Annotated in this window: 17 protein-coding genes; 12 read left to right on the top strand and 5 right to left on the bottom strand. The window is 70.9% G+C overall.

What is annotated here, in order from left to right:
* Positions 1-12: 12 nt before the first annotated feature.
* Genes ACFJGU_RS17280 through ACFJGU_RS17290 form a run of 3 tightly spaced genes read left to right on the top strand, consistent with a single transcriptional unit; the run spans position 13 to position 4,468 of the window.
* On the top strand, positions 13-1,326 hold the full coding sequence (locus ACFJGU_RS17280; RefSeq protein WP_382305042.1) for a SufS family cysteine desulfurase: 1,314 nt from the start codon (positions 13-15) through the stop codon (positions 1,324-1,326).
* Positions 1,326-1,778, top strand: coding sequence for a Fe-S cluster assembly sulfur transfer protein SufU (sufU, locus tag ACFJGU_RS17285; RefSeq protein WP_382305044.1), 453 nt, complete (start codon positions 1,326-1,328; stop codon positions 1,776-1,778). Before ACFJGU_RS17280 ends, sufU begins: the two co-directional genes overlap by 1 nt.
* 35 nt (positions 1,779-1,813) lie before the next feature.
* Positions 1,814-4,468, top strand: a complete 2,655-nt coding sequence (locus ACFJGU_RS17290) for a glucosidase (RefSeq protein ID WP_382305046.1) — start codon at positions 1,814-1,816, stop codon at positions 4,466-4,468.
* 3 nt (positions 4,469-4,471) lie between these two features.
* On the opposite strand, the gene ACFJGU_RS17295 is transcribed toward ACFJGU_RS17290, so the two are convergent.
* The 3 genes from ACFJGU_RS17295 to ACFJGU_RS17305 form a co-directional block, all read right to left on the bottom strand.
* Positions 4,472-5,437, bottom strand: a complete 966-nt coding sequence (locus ACFJGU_RS17295; RefSeq protein ID WP_382305048.1) for a DMT family transporter — start codon at positions 5,435-5,437, stop codon at positions 4,472-4,474.
* A 77-nt stretch (positions 5,438-5,514) separates the two neighbouring features.
* Positions 5,515-5,832, bottom strand: a complete 318-nt coding sequence (locus tag ACFJGU_RS17300) for a hypothetical protein (protein WP_382305050.1) — start codon at positions 5,830-5,832, stop codon at positions 5,515-5,517.
* A 53-nt stretch (positions 5,833-5,885) separates the two neighbouring features.
* Entirely contained in the window at positions 5,886-7,073 is a 1,188-nt protein-coding gene (locus ACFJGU_RS17305) for a glycosyl hydrolase family 18 protein (RefSeq protein WP_382305052.1), read from the bottom strand.
* 152 nt (positions 7,074-7,225) lie between these two features.
* Here ACFJGU_RS17305 and ACFJGU_RS17310 point away from each other — a divergent pair, with 152 nt between their 5' ends.
* Positions 7,226-8,866: a M20/M25/M40 family metallo-hydrolase gene (locus tag ACFJGU_RS17310; RefSeq protein ID WP_382310421.1), complete on the top strand. Its 1,641-nt coding sequence runs from the start codon at positions 7,226-7,228 to the stop codon at positions 8,864-8,866.
* Between the two features lie 86 nt (positions 8,867-8,952).
* Positions 8,953-10,512, top strand: a complete 1,560-nt coding sequence (locus ACFJGU_RS17315) for a family 14 glycosylhydrolase (RefSeq protein ID WP_382305053.1) — start codon at positions 8,953-8,955, stop codon at positions 10,510-10,512.
* 57 nt (positions 10,513-10,569) lie between these two features.
* Here ACFJGU_RS17315 and ACFJGU_RS17320 read toward each other — a convergent pair whose 3' ends face one another.
* Positions 10,570-11,337: a GAP family protein gene (locus ACFJGU_RS17320; protein WP_382305055.1), complete on the bottom strand. Its 768-nt coding sequence runs from the start codon at positions 11,335-11,337 to the stop codon at positions 10,570-10,572.
* A 94-nt stretch (positions 11,338-11,431) separates the two neighbouring features.
* On the opposite strand from ACFJGU_RS17320, the gene ACFJGU_RS17325 reads away from it, so the two are divergent.
* Genes ACFJGU_RS17325 through ACFJGU_RS17350 form a run of 6 tightly spaced genes read left to right on the top strand, consistent with a single transcriptional unit; the run spans position 11,432 to position 18,197 of the window.
* Positions 11,432-12,847 carry a F390 synthetase-related protein gene (locus ACFJGU_RS17325; protein ID WP_382305057.1) on the top strand — a complete coding sequence of 472 codons (1,416 nt, stop codon included), beginning with the start codon at positions 11,432-11,434 and terminating at the stop codon, positions 12,845-12,847.
* Positions 12,844-14,004, top strand: a complete 1,161-nt coding sequence (locus ACFJGU_RS17330) for an NAD-dependent epimerase/dehydratase family protein (RefSeq protein ID WP_382305059.1) — start codon at positions 12,844-12,846, stop codon at positions 14,002-14,004. Before ACFJGU_RS17325 ends, ACFJGU_RS17330 begins: the two co-directional genes overlap by 4 nt.
* Positions 14,001-15,062: a 3-oxoacyl-ACP synthase III family protein gene (locus ACFJGU_RS17335; RefSeq protein ID WP_382305061.1), complete on the top strand. Its 1,062-nt coding sequence runs from the start codon at positions 14,001-14,003 to the stop codon at positions 15,060-15,062. The genes ACFJGU_RS17330 and ACFJGU_RS17335 overlap by 4 nt, the downstream gene beginning before the upstream one ends.
* Positions 15,059-16,294 carry a cytochrome P450 gene (locus ACFJGU_RS17340; RefSeq protein WP_382305066.1) on the top strand — a complete coding sequence of 412 codons (1,236 nt, stop codon included), beginning with the start codon at positions 15,059-15,061 and terminating at the stop codon, positions 16,292-16,294. Before ACFJGU_RS17335 ends, ACFJGU_RS17340 begins: the two co-directional genes overlap by 4 nt.
* A gap of 32 nt (positions 16,295-16,326) precedes the next feature.
* A complete protein-coding gene (locus tag ACFJGU_RS17345; protein ID WP_382305068.1) occupies positions 16,327-17,364 on the top strand; it encodes a zinc-dependent alcohol dehydrogenase family protein in 1,038 nt (345 codons plus the stop codon).
* A complete protein-coding gene (locus ACFJGU_RS17350) occupies positions 17,361-18,197 on the top strand; it encodes a carbon-nitrogen hydrolase family protein (protein ID WP_382305070.1) in 837 nt (278 codons plus the stop codon). Before ACFJGU_RS17345 ends, ACFJGU_RS17350 begins: the two co-directional genes overlap by 4 nt.
* Positions 18,198-18,279: 82 nt before the next feature.
* On the opposite strand, the gene ACFJGU_RS17355 is transcribed toward ACFJGU_RS17350, so the two are convergent.
* Positions 18,280-19,476, bottom strand: coding sequence for an aminotransferase class I/II-fold pyridoxal phosphate-dependent enzyme (locus ACFJGU_RS17355; RefSeq protein WP_382305072.1), 1,197 nt, complete (start codon positions 19,474-19,476; stop codon positions 18,280-18,282).
* Positions 19,477-19,674: 198 nt separating this feature from the next.
* Here ACFJGU_RS17355 and ACFJGU_RS17360 point away from each other — a divergent pair, with 198 nt between their 5' ends.
* Positions 19,675-21,486: a trypsin-like peptidase domain-containing protein gene (locus ACFJGU_RS17360; RefSeq protein WP_382305074.1), complete on the top strand. Its 1,812-nt coding sequence runs from the start codon at positions 19,675-19,677 to the stop codon at positions 21,484-21,486.
* Positions 21,487-21,568: the final 82 nt, after the last annotated feature.

The following is a 21,568-nucleotide window of genomic DNA, read 5'->3' on the forward strand; positions in this document are numbered from 1 at the left end:
ACCGAGGCTCTTGTGACGATCGATGTGAACCACCCGACCACCACGGCGACCCTGGAAGCGCGCGACGTGGAACGGATCCGCGCCGACTTCCCGATCCTGTCGCGAACGGTGAACGGGCATCCGCTCGTGTACCTCGATTCCGGGGCCACGTCGCAGAAGCCGCAACGGGTGATCGACGTGGAGCGCTCCTACTACGAGCTCAACAACGCCGCCGTGCATCGCGGCGCGCACACCCTCGCCGGCGAGGCCACCGAGCTTTTCGAAGACGCCCGCTCCGCCGTGGCCCGCTTCGTGGGCGTGGCCGACGACGAGATCGTCTGGACGTCGAACGCCACCGAGGGCATCAACCTGGTGGCCTACGGGATGTCGAATGCCTCGCTCGGGCGTGGAGGCGCCGCTGCCGAACGCTTCCGGCTGGGCGCGGGCGACGAGATCGTGGTGACCGAACTCGAGCACCACGCGAACCTCGTGCCCTGGCAGGAACTGGCGTTCCGCACCGGTGCGACGCTGCGGCACATCGGACTGGACGACGAGGGCCGTATCCGGCTCGATCAGGCCGCCGAGATCATCGGAGAGCGCACCCGGGTGGTGGCCTTCGCCCACGTCTCGAACGTGCTCGGGGCCGTCAACCCGGTGGCCGAACTCGTCGCCCTCGCCCACGGAGTGGGCGCCTTCGTCGTGCTCGACGCCTGCCAGTCGGCGCCGCACCTGCCGCTCGACCTCGCCGCCCTCGACGTGGACTTCGCCGTGTTCTCGGGGCACAAGATGCTCGCGCCCACCGGCGTCGGCGTGCTCTACGGACGCTCCGAGCTGCTGAACGCCCTGCCGCCGTTCCTCACCGGCGGTTCGATGATCACCACGGTCGGGCTCACCGAGAGCGAATTCCTGCCCGCGCCGATGCGCTTCGAGGCGGGCACGCAGCGGGTGTCCCAGGTGATCGCGCTGGCGGCCGCGGTCGACTACCTCGGCGAGATCGGCATGGACCGAATCGCGGGCTGGGAGGCCGAGCTCGGCCACCGCCTCTACGACGGCCTGACGGCGATCCCGGGCGTGCGGGTGCTCGGCCCGGCACGGGCCGACGGCGTCGAACGGGTGGGCCTGGCGAGCTTCGTGGTCGACGGCATCCACTCGCACGACGTCGGCCAGTTCCTCGACGACCGCGGCATCGCGGTGCGCGTCGGGCACCACTGCGCGCAACCGGTGCATCGCCGGTTCGGAGTGACCTCCACCACGCGGGCGAGCACCTACCTCTACAACACGGCCGACGAGGTCGACGCCGCGATCGCGGCCGTGGCCGACTCGCGCGGATTCTTCGGGGTGGCGTGATGGTCTCGAGCGAGCTGCAGAGCATGTACCAGGCGGTCATCCTCGACCACTCGAAGCAGAAGCACGGCTTCGGGCTGCACGCGGACGACGACGGATCGTCGCACCAGATCAATCCCACCTGTGGCGACGAGGTGACCCTTCAAGTGCACCGTTCCGACGACGGATCGGTCGCCTCGATCAGCTGGGAAGGTCAGGGCTGCTCGATCTCGACGGCCTCGGCCTCGCTCCTCAGCGACCTCGTGCACGACCTCAGTGACGACGAGGTGGGTGCGCGGATCGGCGCGTTCCGCGAGCTGATGCAGTCCAAGGGCGCCATCGAGGGCGACGAGGACCTGCTCGGCGACGCCGTGGCCCTGGGTGGGGTCTCCCGCTACATCACCCGCATCAAGTGCGCCATGCTGCCCTGGGTGGCCTTCGAGGACGCCCTCGGGAAAGCCGCGGCGTCGCGCTGATCGGAGCAGCCGCGCGGCGCCTCTAGGATCGCAGCATGAGCGATTCCGAGCGCCGCCGCATCGACGAAGCGACCTCCGCCGGATGGCGCGACTGGGGCCCGTACCTCGCCGAGCGTGCGTGGGGAACCGTGCGCGAGGACTACAGCGCCGACGGCGACGCCTGGCGCTTCTTCCCGCACGACCACGCCCGGTCCCGCACCTACCGCTGGAACGAGGACGGCATGGCCGGCTTCAGCGACGACCAGCAGAGCTGGTGTCTCGGCCTCGCCCTGTGGAACGGCGTCGACCCGATCCTCAAGGAGCGGATGTTCGGCCTCTCGGGCCCCGAGGGGAACCACGGCGAAGACGTCAAGGAGTACTGGTGGTATCTCGACGCCACGCCCTCCCACTCCTGGCAGCGGTGGCGGTACCACTACCCACAGTCCGCCTTCCCCTACGAGGAGCTCGTCGCGGCGAACGCTGATCGGTCGAAGGACGAGACCGAGTTCGAGCTCGTCGACACCGGCGTCTTCGACGACGGCCGCTACTGGGTGGTGACGGTCGACTACGCGAAGGCCGGGCCGCACGATCTGCTGATGCGGGTCACCGTGGAGAACGCGGGACCGGAGACCGCGAGCATCCACGTGCTGCCGAGCCTGTGGTTCCGGAACGTCTGGGACTGGGACCTCGAGCCGCCCGCGAAACCGGTGATCCGCGCATCCGGAGACCGCAGCGGCGGTGGCGACGGAATCGACACGCTGCTCGCCGCCCGCCCCGACGGTGACGACCTGGTGCTGCGGATCGACCGCACCACCGCTCCGGGAGTCGAGGCGCTGTTCTGCGAGAACGAGACCAACCGCGAGCGGCTCTTCGGCGAGCCGAACACGACGCCCTACCCGAAGGACGGCATCAACGACCACGTCGTCTCGGGTGCGGCGACGGTGAACCCGGCGCAGCGCGGCACGAAGGCCGCGTTCCACGAGACCCTGACCGTTCCCGCCGGCGGCACGCGCGAGATCCGGCTGCGCCTGACCCGTGCTGAGGATGCGCTCCCGGCCGCGACCGCGTTCGCCGACTTCGACGAGGTGCTCACGGCGCGCGAGGCGGAGGCCGACGAGTTCTACGCGGGGGTGATCCCGGCGGCCAGCAGTGCGGAAGAGAAGCAGGTGGCGCGGCAGGCCTTCGCCGGGCTGCTCTGGTCGAAGCAGTTCTTCCACTTCGACGTGCGGCGCTGGCTCGAGGGCGACCCGACCGCGCCACCGCCTCCGCCCGGCCGGCAGGCGGTGCGGAACGGCGACTGGCGCCACCTCTCGAGCCACGACGTCATCCTCATGCCCGACCCCTGGGAGTATCCGTGGTTCGCGGCCTGGGATCTGGCCTTCCACTGCGTGACCATGGCGCACATCGATCCGGAGTACGCCAAGGCTCAGCTGATCCTCATCCTCCGCGAGTGGTACATGCATCCGAACGGCCAGCTGCCGGCCTACGAGTGGGACTTCGGCGACGTGAACCCGCCGATCGAGGCCTGGGCGGCCCTGCGGGTGTTCGAGATCGACGGCGGGAACGATTACCAGTTCCTCGGCCGCATCTTCCACAAGCTGCTGATGAACTTCACCTGGTGGACCAACAACAAGGACCACGGCGACAACAACCTCTTCGAGGGCGGCTTCATGGGCCTCGACAACATCGCGCCGCTGGACCGCTCGACGCTGCCGCCCGAGGTGGGCGTGCTCGAGCAGGCCGACTCGACGGCCTGGATGGCGACCTATGCGCTGCACCTGCTCGACATGGCGCTGCTGCTCACCATGCACGACCGCGCCTACGAAGACGTGGCCACGAAGTTCTTCGAGCACTTCCTCGTGATCGCCGCCTCGGCCAACGACGCCGGGCTCTGGGACGAGGACGACGCCTTCTACTACGACCTGCTGCACCTGGCCGACGGGCGCGAGGTGCCGATGAAGGTGCGTTCGCTCGTGGGCCTCGTGCCGGTGACCGCCGCACTCGTGTTCGATCGCGGGCAGATGGGCCGCCTGCAGGAGTTCGTGCAGCGCGGCCAGGCGTTCCTCAACCGGAACCCCGGCTACCGGAAGCACGTGCACATCCGGGTCGACCCGGACGGGCAGGGCGGCGAGCGGGTGTCCAGCCTGATGGCCCTGGTCGATCCCGAACGGCTCACGCAGATCCTCGCCGGTGTGCTGTCGACCGAACGGATGCTGTCACCGTACGGCGTGCGGAGCATCTCGGCCTGGCATCGCGAGCATCCGTTCCGGGTGGAGGTCGACGGCGTCGAGGCGGTGGTGGACTACGAACCGGGGGAGTCGACATCCGGTCTCTTCGGCGGCAACTCCAATTGGCGGGGGCCGGTGTGGTTCCCTCTCAACGTGCTCATCATCGAGTCGCTGCGCGGCTACAACGCGAACCTCGGTGAGACGCACCGGGTGGAGTACCCTGCAGGGTCGGGGGTGCAGCACACGCTCGGAGAGGTGGCCGACGACCTCTCGGGACGGCTGATCTCGCTCTTCGTCGGCGGCCCCGATGCGCCACGGCCGGCGGATGCCCGCTACCCGTTGCTCTCGGCCGATCCGCGGTGGCGCGACAACATCGCCTTCTACGAGTACTACCACGGCGACACCGGCCAGGGACTGGGCGCCTCGCACCAGACCGGCTGGACGGCCCTGGTGGCGCACCTCATCGTCACGAAGCGGCGCTGACGCTCAGGAGGAGGCGCCGGCGGCGGGTGCGGGACTCCTTCGCCCGCGCCAGGGCACCGCGAGGATGACAAGACCAGCGGCCAGCACGATCAGTCCCACCACGGCGACGCCGGAGAGCACCTCGCCGAGCACCAGGGTGCCCAGGAGGGTCGCGGTCAGCGGCTCGGCGAGGGTGAGGGTGGAGACCGTCGAGGCGCGCAGTCGGCCGAGTCCCCAGCCGAAGAGGAGGTAGGCCACGGCCGTCGTGACGAGACCGAGCCAGAGCGCCATCGCGAGCCCCTGACCGGTGGCGAGCCAGCGGATGTCGGTGCTGAGCAGCACGGGGATGCTGACGACGGCGGCGAGTCCGAACACGGATCCCATGGTCGATTCCGGTGTCCAGCCGCGCTCCAGCAGCGCCTTGCTCGCCAGGGTGTAGACGGCGTAGGAGGCCCCGGCCCCGAGTGAGGCGAGGAGGCCGGGCACGCTGATGGCAGCGGAGTCGCCTGCCGCGCCCGTGCCTCCAGCGCCCACGAGGCCGCTGATGAGCACGACGCCGGCGGTGGCCACCAGGGTCGCCACGAGCCACACCGCACCCGGGAAGCGGCGGTGCAGAGCCCAGTCGAGCAGGCCCGTGATGATCGGCGCCGAGCCGAGCGCCACGACGGTGCCGACGGCCACGCCGTTCTGGCTCGTGCCAAGGAAGAACGCGGGCTGGTACGCCAGCACCCCGAGGGCGCCGATCAGGAGCAGCAGCCACGACGGCACCCGCCGCGCGCCCGAGCCGGGGATCGTGGGCGCGGGGATGCCGGAACGCGCGCCCGCGCGCATCCGGAGCACCAAGGCGACCGCGGCGAGCACGGCGCCGCCGATGAGGATGCGGGCGGCACCGATCGACACCGAGGAGGCGTCACTGGGTCCGAAGGCCTGCGCCGTGCCGGTCGTGCCGAAGCAGACCGCCGCCAGCAGAACCGCCAGGTAAGGGAGCATGGGCGACAGTGTGCCACGGATCGGGTGGGTGCCGTGGCCGCGTCGATCGTCGGGAGCAGTCCGTGATCGGTCCGGGATCAGGTCGGGATCTGCGACATCCCGATCACCAGCACGCACACCAGCGCGACCGCGGCGATGGCGCCGAAGCAGACGGCCATCAGGATGAGACGCAGCCGGCCGCCGCGCACCAGGAGCCGCACCTCCACCATCGCCACGTAGAGCAGCAGGATCACCACGATGCCGACGATCGCCACCCCGGTCGAGTTCACCTGCTGCAGCGACCAGAGCAGCACCACGGCGATGGCGGCCATCACCCCGCCGAGGATGAGCCAGATCCGTCCGGTCGACGTCGTGAGTGCGGGCTGATTGGTGACCTTCGTCGGATCGTCGTCCATCGTGCGCCTCGTCTCCGAGCGCCCCACCGCGTTCGTCTCGCCCTCCGCCGATTCTACTCCGCGGAGGCCAGCTGCCAGATGGCGACGCCGTGCAGCCCCTCGTCTTTCGCGAGCTGCATGCGGATGTTGCGGGCGGCCTCGTCCGACCACCAGAGCACGGTCCCGTCGTCGAGGGTCGCGGTCCACTCGCCCTGCTCGTCGTCGAAGACGGCGCGGTCGCCGGCGATGGCGCGGGCATCCGTGACGCGCAAGGTGGTGCCGGGGGAGCCGTCACCCGGCCAGGAGTAACCGTAAGCCCCGATGCCGAGGTCGATCTTGGCGTCGGGAACACCGGATGCGCGCAAGGCGTCGAGCGACGACCGCACCCACGGCAGACCTCCGACGGGCCCGGGTTCGCTCCAGGACGGGCCGTGCTGGTCGTAGCCCATCAGCACCACTCGCTGGACCGTGGCGAGCAGGCCGTGGAAGTCGTAGCCGGCGGCGAGGTAGTCGGCCGGGCTGGCCTTCGCCATCACAGCGATGGAGATCGGGATCTCGCCGGTCGCGGTGAGCGTGCCGCTGTCGGGCAGGGAATCGGGGCCGTGGCCCGGGATCTCGTCGAGGGCCGTGTCGAGCTCGCGGGCGAACGCGGTGAGTCCGGCGGCGTCGGCGAGGCTGAGGTACTCGAGGTCGAGTTGGACGCTGTCGTAGCCGCCCGCCTCCACCGCGTCGACCAGTTGGCCGATCACGGCGGTGCGATTCTCGGGGCTGCTGAGCAGGGCCGCGCCGATCTCGGCGGAGAAGTCCTTCGTCTCGAGGTCGTAGTTGGCGATGAGCAATTCGGCGTGCAGCCCACGGGCGTGCGCTTCGGCCACCACCTCGGCGGAGCCCTCGGGCTCGGGGATGAGGCTCGCGCCGCCGTCGGCCACCATCACGCCGTCGACGCCGACCATGGTCACCAGGCCCGCGTTGGCGGCGACGTGGCGGGCGGAATCGCCGTCGACGAGGAGGTAGCCCTCGACGCCGAATGGATCGTTCTCCGAGCTGCCGGTGTGGGTGATCCGGCCACCGGGGCCGGTCGCCAGAGGGGTCGGTGTGCCCGCCCCGCCGTCGGGGATCGGGCGGGCCGAGGGATCGAACGCCTCTCCGGCAGCCAACTCCGACACGCATCCTCCGAACAGCAGCGTCGCCCCGGCGAGCAGCACCACCAGCGCCGTGCGCACGGCGCGCAGGGGCCGGGACGTGGGCGCGGGCGAGCTCATGCTCTCATTCTGCTGTCCGGCGCACCTCCTGGCCCGGGGCGGGTCGAAGTCGGCGGTTTTTGCGGTTTTCCGATGGGGGCTTGCCTTCCGCCCCCTGAACGGGGGTAGTCTTCGACAAACGTTCACGCGATCAAGGGGAGAACCACGTGAAGATGCTTCATCGGAGACTCGCAGGATTCGGCATCGGAACGGGGGTGGTGGTCGCGGGAGTCGCCGGTTTCGGGTCGAGCGCGGCCTTCGCCGTCGATCCGGACGATCTGGAGTCGCGGGTCACGGTCGCGGGCATCACCGCGCACCTGCAGGCGTTGCAGGACATCGCCGACGCCAACGGCGGCAACCGCGCCATCGGCACGCCGGGCTACGAAGCCAGCGGGCAGTACATCGAGAGCGTGCTCACCGCCGCCGGTTACACGCCGGTGCGTCAGCCGTTCCAGGCCACGACGCAGACGATCGACGCCTTCTCGATCACGTTGCTCGGCTCCACCACCGGTACCGAGGGCGATCGCATCCCGATGGAGGGAACGACCGAGACCTCGCCCACCGGCATCGTGGACGCCGCGATGATCGCCCCGGCCACCGCCACCGGCTGCACGGCCGAGGAGTGGGGCGGAGTGGATGCCACGGACAAGGTCGCCGTGGTGAGTCGCGGTGTCTGCTCCTTCGCCGAGAAGTCCCTCGCCGCCGCCGGTGCCGGCGCGGTCGCGGTGCTCATCTACAACAACGAACCGGGGCCGCTCAACGGCACGCTGGGCGAACAGGTTCCCGAGTACATCCCCTCGGTCGGGCTGACGCAGGAAGAAGGCACCGCCCTGGTGGCCGCCCTGCCGAGCAACCCGACGGTGAGTCTCACGCTCCAGGAGACCACGACCACGGTCGACACCTTCAACATCATCGCCGAGACGTCCACGGGCCGAACGGACAACACGGTGATGCTCGGTGCGCACCTCGACTCGGTGCCGGAGGGGCCGGGCATCAACGACAACGGATCGGGCTCGGCCGCCATCCTGGAGACCGCGGTGCAGTTGGCCGCCTCCGGAGATCTCAACAACCAGGTGCGTTTCGCCTGGTGGGGTGCCGAAGAGGTCGGCTTGGTCGGGTCGACCTACTACGTCGACGACCTCGCGGCCAACAACCCGGCTGAGCTCGACGAGATCGCCACCTACCTCAACTTCGACATGGTGGCCTCGCCCAACTACGTGATCAGCGTCTACGACGCCGACCAGTCGACCTACGAGGCGCCCGTCGAGGTGCCCGAGGGTTCGATCGCCACCGAGAAGGCGTTCACGGACTACTTCGACGCGAACGGGCAGCCCTGGATCGACACGGCGTTCGACGCCCGCAGCGACTACGACGCGTTCATCGCCAACGGGGTGCCGGCGTCCGGTCTCTTCACCGGGGCGGACGACGAGAAGACGGTCGATCAGGCGGCGCTCTTCGGCGGCACCGGCGGACCGGGCATCACGCCCGACCCGAACTACCACTCGGCGGCCGACGACATCGCGAACGTGAACGCCGACGCGCTCGGCATCATGGCCGGCGCCATCGCCTCGGTGACGGCGTCGCTCGCGAACGACACCACCGCCATCAACCAGTTCCCGCCGGTCGTCGTGCCGGAGGATCCGGCGCCGGCACCCGCCCCCGTGGCCGATCCGGCTCCCGGCTCGCAGCTGGCTGCGACCGGTGCCGAGGGTGCTCTCGGCGCCGTGCCGGTGGGCGTCTTGCTGCTGGGTGCGGGTGCCGTGCTCGCGGTGCTGCGGATGCGTTCGGAGCGTGCCGGAACGCGTCGCGACTGACGCGGAGACCGGCGTGAATCGTCGGTCGTGAATTAGGGAGAAACTACTCACGCCGGACGGCGGTCGCGCGTACCTAGCGTGGGGGGATGGCACTCCGTACCCATCCCCGCACCCGGGTCGCAATCGCGGCCGCCGTCCTCTCCGCCCTCTCGTCGCTGGCCCTCGCGGTGGCGCCCGTCGCCGCTCCGACCGCCTCGGCGAGTTCGGGAGCAGCCTCGACCGTCAACGTGATGGCGCCGCTCTGGATCGACGACTGGCAGACGTCTGGGCCCCAGTGGCGGGCCTTCATCGCGTCATTGGCGGTGGCCGACGCGCAAGGCGTCGATGCGGTGGCGGTCGACGTGTGGTGGGGTGCGGTCGAGGCCTCGCGAGGAACCTTCGACTGGGCCTACTACGACAAGGTCTTCGGAGCGGTCGCCGGTGCGGGTCTCGATCTCGTGCCGGTGATGTCGTTCCATCAGTGCGGGGGCAACGTCGGAGACGTGTGCTCGATCCCGATCCCGTCGTTCGTCTGGGAGCCCTTCGAGATCTGCGGCGTCGCCGGCTGGTGCTCGAGCGTTCCGGTGGAGAACTTCTTCCGCAGCGAGTACGGGAACGACGACCGCGAAGCCCCGTCGCCCTGGGGCGTCGGCAACGAACGCACGCTGCTCGACATGCGCGACTTCATGAACGCGTTCGAAGCGCACTACAGCAGCTCGGGCACCGATTTCACCGACCGCATCCAGGAGGTGACGATCGGCACGGGGCCGGCCGGCGAACTGCGCTACCCGTCCTACGCCTCGCACGACTCGAAGGTCGCGGGCAACCCGGCGGGCTACCCGAACCGCGGCACCTTCCAGAGCTACACTCCGGCCGCCGTCACGGCGTTCGCCGACTGGGCCGTCGCCCGCTACGGCTCCGTCGCCGGTGTCGCGACGGCCTGGGGCATCCCGGGTCTGACGTACTCGATGATCTCGCCGCCCACCGACCATGAGCGGTTCATCGACTCCGGCGCCTATCACTCGATCACCTATGGGCGCGACTTCACCCGCTGGTACAACGAGAGCCTGCTGCGCCACGGCCGGGAGGTGATGACGCAAGCCATCGAGGCCTTCGACGGCGGTCTCGCCTCGGTTCCGCTGGGTCTCAAGGTTCCCGGGGTGCACTGGCAGACCATGTCGACGAGTCCGATGCAGCGGGCGCCCGAGATCGCGGCCGGACTCCTCCACACCGACCAGGCCTACAACAACGCCTCGACCTCGCACGGCTACGACGGCATCGCGAACCTCGTGCACGATCTCGACGTGAACGGCGACGGCACCGGCGTGCCCACGCACCACGTGCTCCTGCACTTCACGGCCCTGGAGATGCCCGACGGCCGCGAGTGGGACGGAACGGCCCATGCCTACTCGGATGCCGCATCCCTCGTGTCCTGGGTGGGTGCGGCCGCGGCGAAGGCGCACATCACCCTCAAGGGCGAGAACGCACTGGCCGGCAACCTCGGCAGTGTCGGATCGGCGTCGGCGCCCGGGTGGTCGCACATCCGCGACACCTTCTCGGGCTCGACCGCCTACTCCGGCTTGACGATCCTGCGGATCTCCGACGTGACCGCATCCGGCACGACGGGGCGCAGCGAGTTCGAGCGCTTCATCCGCGACTTCGGGTGAGGGTCCGGTTCAGTACTTGCCCAGGCGGTTCATCCGCGACTTCGGGGAGTGCCTGGTTCAGTAGTGGGCCAGACCGCTGCCGACGATCACGGTGCCGAGCACGAGCACGACGATGGTGGTGACGGTGGCGCTGTTGCCCTCGATCCAGATGCGCGTCTCTTCGAGTGGGCGGCGCATCCGCGACGGGTCGACGACGGCGAAGATGATCGGAGCGGCGAGGGTCGAGATGCCGAGCACCACGAACAGGGCGATGCCGACCACCACCTCGCTGACGGTGGCGCCGCCGGCGCCGATCGCCACCCCGGCCGCGATCGTGAGCAGGAGGTTCTTCGGGCGCAGCATGAGCACGAAACCGACGCCGAGCGAGGGGATCGGGCCCAGGGTGGTGACCTTCGCCATCCACTTGGCGGCACCGGTGCGCGATGTCGTGGGTCCGCCGCCGACTGCGCTCGTTCCGTCGTCGGTGGCTGTGTTCGCGCACGCCGCGGCCGTCGCGCCCGGCTGCGCGAGCGTCTCCTCGTGATGGCGACGACGGGCGCGCCGCCAGCGTGTGCCCGCAATGATGAGGAGCCCCACACCGAGAGCGATCTCGATGGTGCCGATCAGGGGGCTCTTGGTCGAGGAGGGCGCCGGCGGCAGGAGTGTCGCGACGGCGGTGAAGAGCGTGGTGAGGCCGGCGAGGCCGATGACGGCGCCGATCAGATAGGTCAGGCTCGACCAGCGTCCGCGCGGCGACAGCAGGATGAGCACCATCACGACGATAGGAACCGAGCTGAGGGCCACGCCGAGGGCGAGCGGCAGGATGTGTCCGATGATGCCCGCCATGGCGCCATTCTATGAGTCCCGGGCGCAACCGGTCTGCACCGCCCGCCCGCGCCGGTCGCGGCCGTGCGGTTATCCTGACGGAGTGACACGGTCGATGACGGACCGCGCGCTCGTCGCCGTGATGCTCGGCCGATTCGCTCGTGCGCGGTGGGGGTTCCGATTCCGCTCCCGGGCGCGATTCGACGCGTGGCAGCGGCGTCGCATCCGCTCGTTCCTGCGGCGGATCCCTGCGGCTCCGTTCTACCGGACGGACGGCGCTCAGAACGCGCTGCCGGCCGGGTCGCCCGCGCGGGAACGACCGGGCCGCACGGGTCGTCGCGCGGCGTCGGCGCGGCTCGATCAGCTGCCGATCGTCGACAAGTCGACTCTGCTCGAGCACTTCGACGAGCTGAACACGCGCGGCGTGCGACTGGCCGACGCGCTCGGGGTGGCGCTCGAGGCCGAACGCAGCCGGGACTTCGCCCCGCTCGTCGACGGTGACCTCACCGTGGGACTCTCGAGCGGAACCTCGGGTCGCCGCGGCGCGTTCCTCGTGAGTCCGCGGGAGCGGATGCTCTGGGCCGGCACGATCCTCGCCCGTGTCCTCGACCGCCGCCAGCTCGATCAGCTGCTGCGCCCGTGGCGCCCGCCGCTACGGATCGCGTTCTTCCTGCGCGCGGGCGGCAATCTCTACGAGTCGGTGGCGAGTTCGCGCATCCGTTTCGCGTTCCACGACCTGACCGAGTCGCTCGAGCAGCATCTCGCCGCACTCGACGACGCCGTCGCCCGGGGCGAGGGGCCCGACGTCGTCGTGGCCCCGGCGTCCGTTCTGGATGCGCTCGCTCGGCGAGCGCGGAGCGGATCGCTCCGCATCCGCCCCTCGCTGGTCATCTCGGTGGCGGAGGTGCTCGAACCGGAGACGGTCGAGCGGGTGAAGGCGGCGTGGGGCGTTCCGACGAGGCAGGTCTACCAGGCCACCGAGGGGCTGCTCGGCATCAGCTGCGAGCACGGGGCGCTGCATCTCAACGAGGAGTCGGTGCACGTCGAGCGCGAGTGGCTCGACGCCGACCACACCCGGTTCGCGCCGGTGGTCACCGATTTCGACCGGCGCACCCAGATCATCGCCCGCTATCGTCTCGACGACGTGCTGCGGGTTGACCCGTCGGTTCCCGAGCGCTGCGGCTGCGGACGGGTGACGGCCGTGCTCGCGGCGGTGGACGGCCGCGCCGACGCCGTGCTGCGGCTGCCCGGTGTCGACGGGCTGACCGTGGTGGAGGTGTTCCCGGATGCGGTGCGTCGCGTGATGACGGTGGGCTCCGACGCGTATGCCGATTGGCGCATCCGGCAGACCGGCCTCGATCTGCGGGTCTCGCTGTTCGAGCCTGCTCCGGATGCACCGTCGCGGGTCGCCGCTGCTCTCGGAGAGCTGCTCACGAGCTACGGATGCGCGGGCACCGTCGTCGAGGAACCCTGGGTCGTGCCGGATCCGACCGCGAAGGTGCGCCGCATCGTCCGCGAGGAGGCCCCGTGACGGCCGGCGCCGGTCCTCTGCGCGTGCTCGTCACCGGAGCGTCGGGATTCGTCGGAGGTGCCCTGCTGCGACGGCTGGCCGGCGACCCCGGATTCGAGGCGCTCGGGCTCGGTCGGAAGGCGATCGATCGTCCCGACTATCGCGTGCTCGACCTCGCCGAACCGGCCACGTCGGGAGGGCCGGAGGACCGGCTCGTACCCGATTCCCACGTCCCAGGCGCGGCCGCGAGGCTCGACGCTCTCGGGTTCCGGCCCGATGTCATCGTGCACGCCGCCGCGCGCAGCTCGCCGTGGGGCACGCGCGCCGAATTCGAGCTGGAGAACGTGCAGACCACCCGCGCGGTGGTCGAGTTCGCGACCCGGCAGGCGACGCGGCCCCGGATCGTGTTCGTGTCGAGCGCATCCGTGCTCTACACCTCGGGCGACCAGCTCGACGTGTCCGACGACGCCGTGGCCGGGCCGCGCTTCGTCAACGCGTACGCCGCCTCGAAGTACGCCGCCGAGCTGGTGGTGCGCGGGTACCCGGGGGAGTGGACGGTGCTGCGGCCGCGCGCGGTGTTCGGGCCGGGCGACACCACGCTGCTGCCACGGCTGCTCGCGGCGGCTCGGCGCGGGTCGTTGCCGCGGTTCCGCGACGGGCGTGACGGGCCCGCGATGTCCGATCTGGTCTACATCGACACGCTGGTCGAGCAGCTCGTCGTGGCCGTGACCTCGACCGCCGTCGTCGGGCAGACGGTGGTCGTCACGAACGGCGAGCCCGTGCCCCTGCAGGAGACCGTGTTCGGGCTGCTCGACCGGCTCGGCGTGCCCCTCCCGAGCCGTGACGTCTCGCGCGGCGTCGCCCGGTCGGCTGGAAGGGCGGTGGAATGGGCGTGGCGGATCGCCCGGAGGCGCGGCGAGCCGCCGATCACGAGATACTCGGTGATCGTGTACGCCTATTCGAAGACCTTCGCCGCCCGTCGCTGCCGCGAGCTCTTCGGACCGCCCGCCGTCTCGGTGAGCGAGGGCCTGGACCGCGTCGTGCACGAGCTCCTGCCGCCGGTCGACGCGGAACCGGGGGGCGATCTCGTGAGCGGCACCGACGGCATCCGGTCGGGCATCGCCGCGGTCTCCACGTACCTGTCGCCGGTCGGCGCAGAACCGGGAGCGCTCTCGTGAGCGGCACCGACGGCATCCGGTCGCGCATCGCCGCCGTCTCGACGTACCTGCCGCCGGCCACCCGCAGCACCGCCGAGACCGAGGAGCAGCTGCGGCGGCTCAATCCCGGCCTCTCGCTGCCCACCGGGCTCGTGCGCCGCCTCACCGGTGTCGAGCGCGTGCACCTGCGCCCCGACGGCTGGCAGACCTCCGACCTCGCCGTCGCCGCCGCGCGTCAGGCCCTGGAGGAGTCGCCGGGCCCGGTCGACCTCCTGCTCTTCGCGTCGGCGAGCCAGGACCTCATCGAACCGGCGACCAGCCACATCGTCTCGGCCAAGCTCGGGCTCGGCTGCCCTGTGATGGACATCAAGAACGCCTGCAACAGCGTGCTCAACGCGATGCAGGTGGCGGATGCGCTCATCACCTCGGGCCAGTACCGTCGCGTGCTCATCGTGAGCGGAGAGGAGCCCTCGCACGCCGTGCGGTGGCGGCTCGACGACCAGCGGCAGTTCCTCCGTTCCTTCGCCGGGTACACCATGAGCGACGGCGGCGCCGCGGTGCTGCTCGAACGCAGCGACGGTCAACGCAGCGACGGTGAACGCAGCGACGGTGCGCGCAGCGACGATCGCGCCCCCGGCATCCTCGGCAGCCGCTTCGTGGCGCACTCCGAACACTGGGCCGTGGGCACGCTCCCCGCCGGCGGCTCGGTGAACCCGCACGCCGAGGGCGGCAGCTACTTCGACATGGACGGCGCAGCGCTGCAAAGCGCCTTCGCCGAGGTCGGGGTCGGGCTCGTCGACCAGACGATCACCGCGCTCGGGCACCGGGTGACCGAACTCGACTTCATCGCCGTGCATCAGGTGGCGCTCTCCTATCACGACACCATCGTCGGCGTGCTCGGCATCGATCCGGCGCGCACCGTGGTGACCATCGCCGAGCACGGCAATCTCGCCTCGGTCACCCTTCCGCTCCAACTCCAGCTCGCGCGGGAACGCGGCCTCGTGGGAGACGGCAGCCTGGTGGCGCTCGTCGGGCTGGCGGGCGGGATCTCGCTCGGCGCGATGGTGGTGCGGCTGTGACACCCGACGTCGGTGTGCCCGAGGCCCCGCCCGGGGTGCGGCACGGTGCCGAGCGGGCGTGGGAGGAGCGGGTGCAGCGCACCGCGCATCCGGTCGTCTACCCGCTGCTGTCGCGCATCCGGCGACCCGTCGTGCGCGTGCCCGGGCTCGGGGTCGTGGTGACGGATGCGGAGCTCCTCCGCGGCGTGCTCCTCGACACCGCGAGCTTCACCAAGACCGGCCCGGGCTCTCCGGCCGAGTTGTGGACGCCCGTGCTCGGCCCGTCGGTGCTCCTCAACATGGAGGGACTCGACCACCTCGCGCTCCGCCGACGCCTCGGACCGCTGTTCGCGCCCGCGTTCGTGGGAGAGCTGACCCGTGCGACGATCGGCGATGCGGCCGCCACACTCAGCGCACGGCTCGTCGCGGGGGAGACCGTCGATCTCGTCGCCGAGGTGCGCGACTACGCCGGGCGGGTGATCAGCCGGCTCGTGGGACTCGAACGCGACGGCATCGGTGAGGAGCTCTTCGCGCGGGTCTCCGCCGTCACCGGCTACGTGCGGCTGTCGCGCCCTCGTTTCACTCCGACGCAAGTGGCCGCCGCGCGGGAGGTGCTCGGCGAGCTGACGCAGCACGCCCGCCGCGCCTACCGGGATGCCCCCGATCCCGGCACCACCGGCGCCGGCAGCGACACCCCGACAGGCACGACCGTCCCGGGCCGGATGCGCGAGCTCGGCCTCTCCGAAGACGAGGCCATGGGCGCAGTCGGCGCCTTCGTGCTCACCGGCACCGAGACGCTGGTGTCCTACCTGCCGCGAATGGTCGCCATCCTCGCCGACACCGGATGGCTCGACCTGCTCGCCCGCGACCGCACGCTCGTCGACGCGGCCGTCGCCGAGGGCCTGCGGGTCACCACGCCGTCGCCGATCATGCTGCGCAGCGTGGCCGCGGCGGCGTCGGTGGGCGGCGTCGCCGTGCGTCCCGGCGACCGGCTCATCCTCGCGACCTTCCTGGCCGATCGGGCCGCGGGTCGCTTCGACCCCATCGGCAACCCGGCTGCGTCGCTCAAGCAGCTCTGGTTCGGCGCCGGCGTGCACTTCTGCCTCGGCGCGCCCCTGGCGATGGCGCAGATCGGCACCACCCTGGGAGCCGTGCTCGACGCCGCCGCCGAAGCGCCGCTCCGGATCGTCGGGCGGAGCGCCCAGCGCGGCACCCTCATCCCGGGGTACTCCCGCCTCGCCCTCGCGCGCTGACGGGGCGGAGTCACCGCGGGTAGCATCGAGACATGCGTGCACTCGTCTTCAACGCCGCCTTCGACGTGTCGGTCGAGGAGGTCCCGGACCCCGAGATCCAGGCGTCCACCGACGCGATCGTGCGGGTGGTCGCCACCTGCGTCTGCGGCTCCGACCTCTGGTACTACCGCGGCGTCAGCGACCGCCGCCCGGGCAGCCGGATCGGTCACGAGTTCGTCGGCGTGGTCGAGGCCGTCGGCACGGATGTCGGCACCGTCGCCGTGGGCGACTTCGTCGTCGCCCCCTTCATGTACAGCGACGGCACCTGCCCGCACTGCCTGCACGGAGTACCCTCCTCGTGCCTGCACGGCGGATTCTGGGGCGCGCACGGCAACGACGGCGGTCAGGGCGAATTCGTGCGGGTTCCGCTCGCCGACGGCACCCTCGTGGTGGTGCCCGGCGGCCGGCCCGACGCCGCGCTCATCCCGCACCTGCTCGCTCTCTCCGACGTCTGCGGCACGGGGCATCACGCCGCCGTCGGCGCCGGCGTCCAGCCCGGCATGACGGTCGCGGTGGTGGGCGACGGAGCGGTCGGCCTGAGCGGCGTGCTCGCCGCCCGTCGGCTCGGGGCCGAGCGCATCATCGCTCTCAGCCGCAACCCCGCCCGGCAGGCCGTGGCCACGGAGTTCGGCGCCACCGACCTGGTGGAGGCGCGCGGCCAGGAAGCCGTGGGTGCCGTGCTCGAACTCACCGGGGGCATCGGAGCGGATGCCACTCTCGAGTGCGTCGGAACCGGCGAGGCCATGAACACGGCGTTCGCCATCGCACGACCCGGCTCGCGCGTGGGTTTCGTCGGGGTGCCGCACGAGGTGGTGTTCCCGATCAACATCGCCTTCGACAACAACGTGGGCCTCGGGGGCGGACTGGCGCCGGTGCGCGCCTACCTGCCCGAGCTCCTCGCCGATGTTCTGGCGGGGAGCATCCGTCCCGGCCTGGTCTTCGACCTGGAGGTCCCCTTCGAGGATCTGCCGGAGGGCTATGCGGCGATGGACGAACGGCGCGCGATCAAAGCCATGGCGCGGCTCTCATGAGTGTCACCGAGACGCCCCTCGGCGCCGCTCTCGGCTTCGGAGTCGCGGTCGCCCAGTTCGCTCCGGGTCCGGACAAGGCCGCGAACCTCGACACCATCGCCCGTCTGGCCCGCACCGCGGTGCAGCGCGGCGCCTCGCTCGTCGTGTTCCCCGAGTACTCGTCGTTCTTCGTCGACCCGATCGGCGCGGAGACGGTCGCCAACGCCGAGCCGCTCGATGGCCCGTTCGTCACCGCGCTCGGCGCTCTCGCCGCCGAACTCGACGTGCACTTAATCGCCGGCTTGGTGGCCGAATCGACGGAGGCGGCCCATTTCGCCAACGTCCTCGTCGCGATCTCGCCGGTCGACGGCCTGATCGCGCAGTACAGCAAGGTGCACCTCTACGACGCGTTCGGCGGACGGGAGAGCGACTGGGTCGAGGCCGGCCCGATCGGCACGCCGGAGACGTTCTCGATCGAGGGCGTGACGATCGGCATGCAGACCTGTTACGACATCCGCTTCCCCGAGGTGTCGCGTTGGCTGGTGGATGCCGGCGCCGACCTCGTGGTGGTGCCTGCCGAGTGGGTGCGCGGCCCCCTGAAGGAGCACCACTGGCGAACCCTCGTCACGGCTCGGGCGCTGGAGAACACGATCTACGTCGCGGCCGCCGACCAGACGCCGCCGATCGGGGTGGGCGCGAGTCTCGTGGTCGATCCGATGGGCGTCACGATCGCCTCGCTCGGCGAGCGCGAAGACGTGGCCGTGGCCTGGATCGACCCCCGCCGCATCGACGAGGTGCGCCGCGTCAATCCCGCACTCGCCCTCCGCCGCTTCGGTACCCGCGTGCTGGACTAGGACGGGGGTTCAGCGGCCCAGGCACGCCAGCTGCGCTGCGGCGCGCTCGAGTACGTCGCTCTTCTTGCAGTACGACGGGAGCTCAGCGGCCCAACCGTGCCAGCTGCGCTGCGGCGCGCTCGAGCACGTCGGTCTTCTTGCAGAAGGCGAAGCGCACGAGCGAGGCATAGTCGTGCGCGTGCTCCTCGTGCACGAAGGCGCTGATCGGCACCCCCACCACGCCGGCGAGCGTCGGCAGCTCGCGGCACAGGGTCGCGGCATCCGCGTAGCCGAGGGGAGCGGCATCCGCCACCACGAAGTACGTGCCGCCGGGTCGGGAGACTTCGAAGCCCGCCTTCACGAGCCCCTGCGAGAGCAGGTCGCGCTTGGCCTGCAGGGTGCGGGCGATGCCCTCGAAGAAGGAGTCGGGGAGGTCGAGCCCCACGGCGATCGCGGGCTGGAACGGCGCGCCGTTGACGTAGGTGAGGAACTGCTTGACGGCGAGGATCGAGGTGACCAGATCGGGCGTCGACACCAGCCAGCCGATCTTCCAGCCCGTGGTGCTGAAGGTCTTGCCGGCCGAGGAGATCGTGACCGTTCGCTCCCGCGCGCCCGGCAACGTCGCGACCGGGATGTGCGGCTGCTCGAAGGTGAGGTGCTCGTAGACCTCGTCGGTCACGATGATCGCGTCGTGCTCGTGCGCGAGCTCCACGATCAGCTCCAGCGTCTCGCGCGGCAGGACCGCGCCCGTGGGGTTGTGCGGGTTGTTGATCAGGATGATCCGGGTGCGGTCGGTCACCACCCGTCGCAACTCGTCGTGGTCGGGCTGGAAGTCGGGCCGGCGCAGCGGAACCGTCTTGTGCACGCCGCGGGCGAGCGAGATCAAACCGCCGTAGGCGTCGTAGAAGGGCTCGAGGGTCACCACCTCGTCACCGTCGTCGACCAGGGCGAGGATGCTGGCGGCGAGCGCCTCGGTGGCGCCCGCGGTCACGAGCACCTCGCGGTCGGGGTCGACGGTGAGGCCGTAGAACCGCTTCTGGTGCCGGGCGATGGCCGAGCGGAGCGCCGGGATGCCGGTTCCCGGCGGATACTGGTTCACGCCGTCGGCGATGGCGCGGCGAGCGGCGTCGAGCACCTCCCCGGGGCCGTCTTCGTCGGGGAAACCCTGACCGAGGTTGATCGCGCCGGTCGACTGCGCGAGCCCGCTCATCTCGGCGAAGATGGTGGAGGCGATGCGTCCGTCGGGAGCGAGAAGTCCGGCTCCACGCGCGGTGCGCTGCCAGGATCCGCTGATCGTCATCATTCAAACCTAGTGTGTGCCGGGGATCGGGAAGTCCGCGCCCTCACGAGCGTTAACGTGGAGGACGCAGCACCCGCATCGCGGCCGGCACGAGTCTCCTAGCTCAGTCATAACGAGACGGCAGACGGCATACAGCCGGTCCATAGAGTTCCCCCAGCTTCGGTGAGGATGCTTGCGAGTGCTTGGAAGGAGCAACACATGTCAGAGAGCACCGAGAACCCCGGCGGCATTCCGGCCGACAACGCGGGCGCCGCGAACGACGCCCAGTCCTCGGAGTCGACCCCCGAGGCACCGCAGCCCGCGGCCCAGCAGCCCGAGGCGCAGCAGCCCGAGGCGCAGCAGCCGGTCGCACAGGCCCCCGCCACCCCCGAATTCTCCCACCGCGACGACACCACCGCCGTGGTCCCCCCGATCGTGCCGACCCCGTCGACGCCGGCGCAGCCCACCGGCGCGCAGCCCACGCTGCCGCAGCCGACCTCGGTGAACCCGCACCTGGCGGGCTACCCCGCGCCGCAGGTCCCCGCCGCCGCCGTTCCGGCCCCGCCGAGCCCGTACGGCCAGACGCCCACCCCGGCTGCCGCGCCCCACTACGGCCAGGCCGCACACGGCGCCCAGAGCGGGCACACCGCGCCCACCGCCAACTACGGCAACGGCTCCTTCGGCACCCCCACGGCCGGCACCCCGCCCTACGGCGCGGTTCCCGACCCGAACTTCAACTCGGCGATGTACGCCGCGTCGGGCGCCTACACCCAGGCCCCGGCCGCCCCGGTGAAGAAGCGCCGCGGCGGGGTCGCCCTCATCGCGGCCCTCGCCATCGGCGCCCTCATCGGCGGCGCCTCCGGAGCGGGCGTCACCGCCTGGGCCGTGAGCCAGAACGGCGGATCGACGAGCAACACCGCGTCGAGCCCCACCAGCATCACGGTCAACAACCCGGATGATGCGAACCTCATCACCGCGGTCGCCGCGAAGGCCTCGCCCTCCGTGGTCACCATCTCGGTGCAGAGCGACCAGGCGGCCGGCACCGGTTCGGGCGTCGTGCTCACCGACGACGGCTACATCGTCACGAACACGCACGTCGTGACCCTCGACGGTGCCACCGCGAGCCCCCAGATCAAGGTGCAGACGAACGACGGCAAGCTCTACGACGCGACCGTCGTGGGCACCGATCCGGTGGCCGACCTCGCCGTGATCAAGCTGACCGACGCCTCCGGCCTCACCCCGATCGAGTTCGGCGACTCGTCGAAGCTCAACGTGGGCGACGTGGCCATCGCGATCGGCGCGCCGCTCGGCCTCTCCGGCACGGTCACCAACGGCATCGTGAGCGCACTGAACCGCAGCATCACGGTGGCCTCCTCGGCCGCGCCCGACGACACCGAGACCAACCCGACGCCCGACCAGGGCAACGGCAACGGCGACCAGGGTCCCTACGACTTCTGGAACTTCGACCTCCCCGGTCAGGGCGGCCAGGAGCAGCAACAGCAGGCACCCACCCAGCAGTCGAGCATCTCGCTCTCGGTCATCCAGACCGACGCGGCGATCAACCCGGGCAACTCGGGTGGAGCGCTCCTCGACTCCGAGGGCAAGCTCATCGGCGTCAACGTCGCCATCGCCAGCGCCGGGTCGAGCGACAGCTCGAGCCAGTCGGGCAACATCGGCGTGGGCTTCTCCATCCCGGCGAACCTCGTGCAGCGCGTGACCGACGAGATCATCAAGAACGGATCGGCCACCCATGGTCTGCTCGGGGCCACGGTGGGCGACGCCTCCGCGGAGGCGAACAGCACCACGGCCGGCGCGGTCATCCAGTCGGTCACCTCGGGTGGCGCCGCCGAGAAGGCGGGCCTGCAGGCCGGTGACGTCGTGACGGCGTTCAACGGGCTGCCGATCACCGACTCGATCGACCTCACCGCCCAGGTGCGCACGCAGCCGGCAGGCGGCACCGCCCAGATCACCTACACCCGCGGTGGTGACTCGAAGACGGTCGACGTGACGCTCGGGCAGCTCGCTGGGTAGGCATCCACTCCGTCAAGGCCCCCAGGGGCCCGGAATCAGGCTGGTAGGCTCGTCGTCGCTGTATCGCGGCGGCGGCCCACCG

The sequence above is a fragment of the Herbiconiux sp. UC225_62 genome (assembly GCF_042694625.1).
Classification (GTDB): Bacteria; Actinomycetota; Actinomycetes; order Actinomycetales; family Microbacteriaceae; genus Herbiconiux.

Bases quoted from the DNA above. Each gene is read 5' to 3' on its own strand.
- ACFJGU_RS17360 (WP_382305074.1), top strand. From the start codon at position 19,675: ATGTCAGAGAGCACCGAGAACCCCGGCGGCATTCCGGCCGACAACGCG.
- ACFJGU_RS17295 (WP_382305048.1), bottom strand. From the start codon at position 5,437: ATGCTCCCTTACCTGGCGGTTCTGCTGGCGGCGGTCTGCTTCGGCACG.
- ACFJGU_RS17320 (WP_382305055.1), bottom strand. From the start codon at position 11,337: ATGGCGGGCATCATCGGACACATCCTGCCGCTCGCCCTCGGCGTGGCC.
- ACFJGU_RS17300 (WP_382305050.1), bottom strand. From the start codon at position 5,832: ATGGACGACGATCCGACGAAGGTCACCAATCAGCCCGCACTCACGACG.
- ACFJGU_RS17305 (WP_382305052.1), bottom strand. From the start codon at position 7,073: ATGAGCTCGCCCGCGCCCACGTCCCGGCCCCTGCGCGCCGTGCGCACG.
- ACFJGU_RS17325 (WP_382305057.1), top strand. From the start codon at position 11,432: ATGACGGACCGCGCGCTCGTCGCCGTGATGCTCGGCCGATTCGCTCGT.
- ACFJGU_RS17350 (WP_382305070.1), top strand. From the start codon at position 17,361: ATGAGTGTCACCGAGACGCCCCTCGGCGCCGCTCTCGGCTTCGGAGTC.
- ACFJGU_RS17345 (WP_382305068.1), top strand. From the start codon at position 16,327: ATGCGTGCACTCGTCTTCAACGCCGCCTTCGACGTGTCGGTCGAGGAG.
- ACFJGU_RS17315 (WP_382305053.1), top strand. From the start codon at position 8,953: ATGGCACTCCGTACCCATCCCCGCACCCGGGTCGCAATCGCGGCCGCC.
- ACFJGU_RS17290 (WP_382305046.1), top strand. From the start codon at position 1,814: ATGAGCGATTCCGAGCGCCGCCGCATCGACGAAGCGACCTCCGCCGGA.
- ACFJGU_RS17310 (WP_382310421.1), top strand. From the start codon at position 7,226: ATGCTTCATCGGAGACTCGCAGGATTCGGCATCGGAACGGGGGTGGTG.
- ACFJGU_RS17355 (WP_382305072.1), bottom strand. From the start codon at position 19,476: ATGACGATCAGCGGATCCTGGCAGCGCACCGCGCGTGGAGCCGGACTT.
- sufU (WP_382305044.1), top strand. From the start codon at position 1,326: ATGGTCTCGAGCGAGCTGCAGAGCATGTACCAGGCGGTCATCCTCGAC.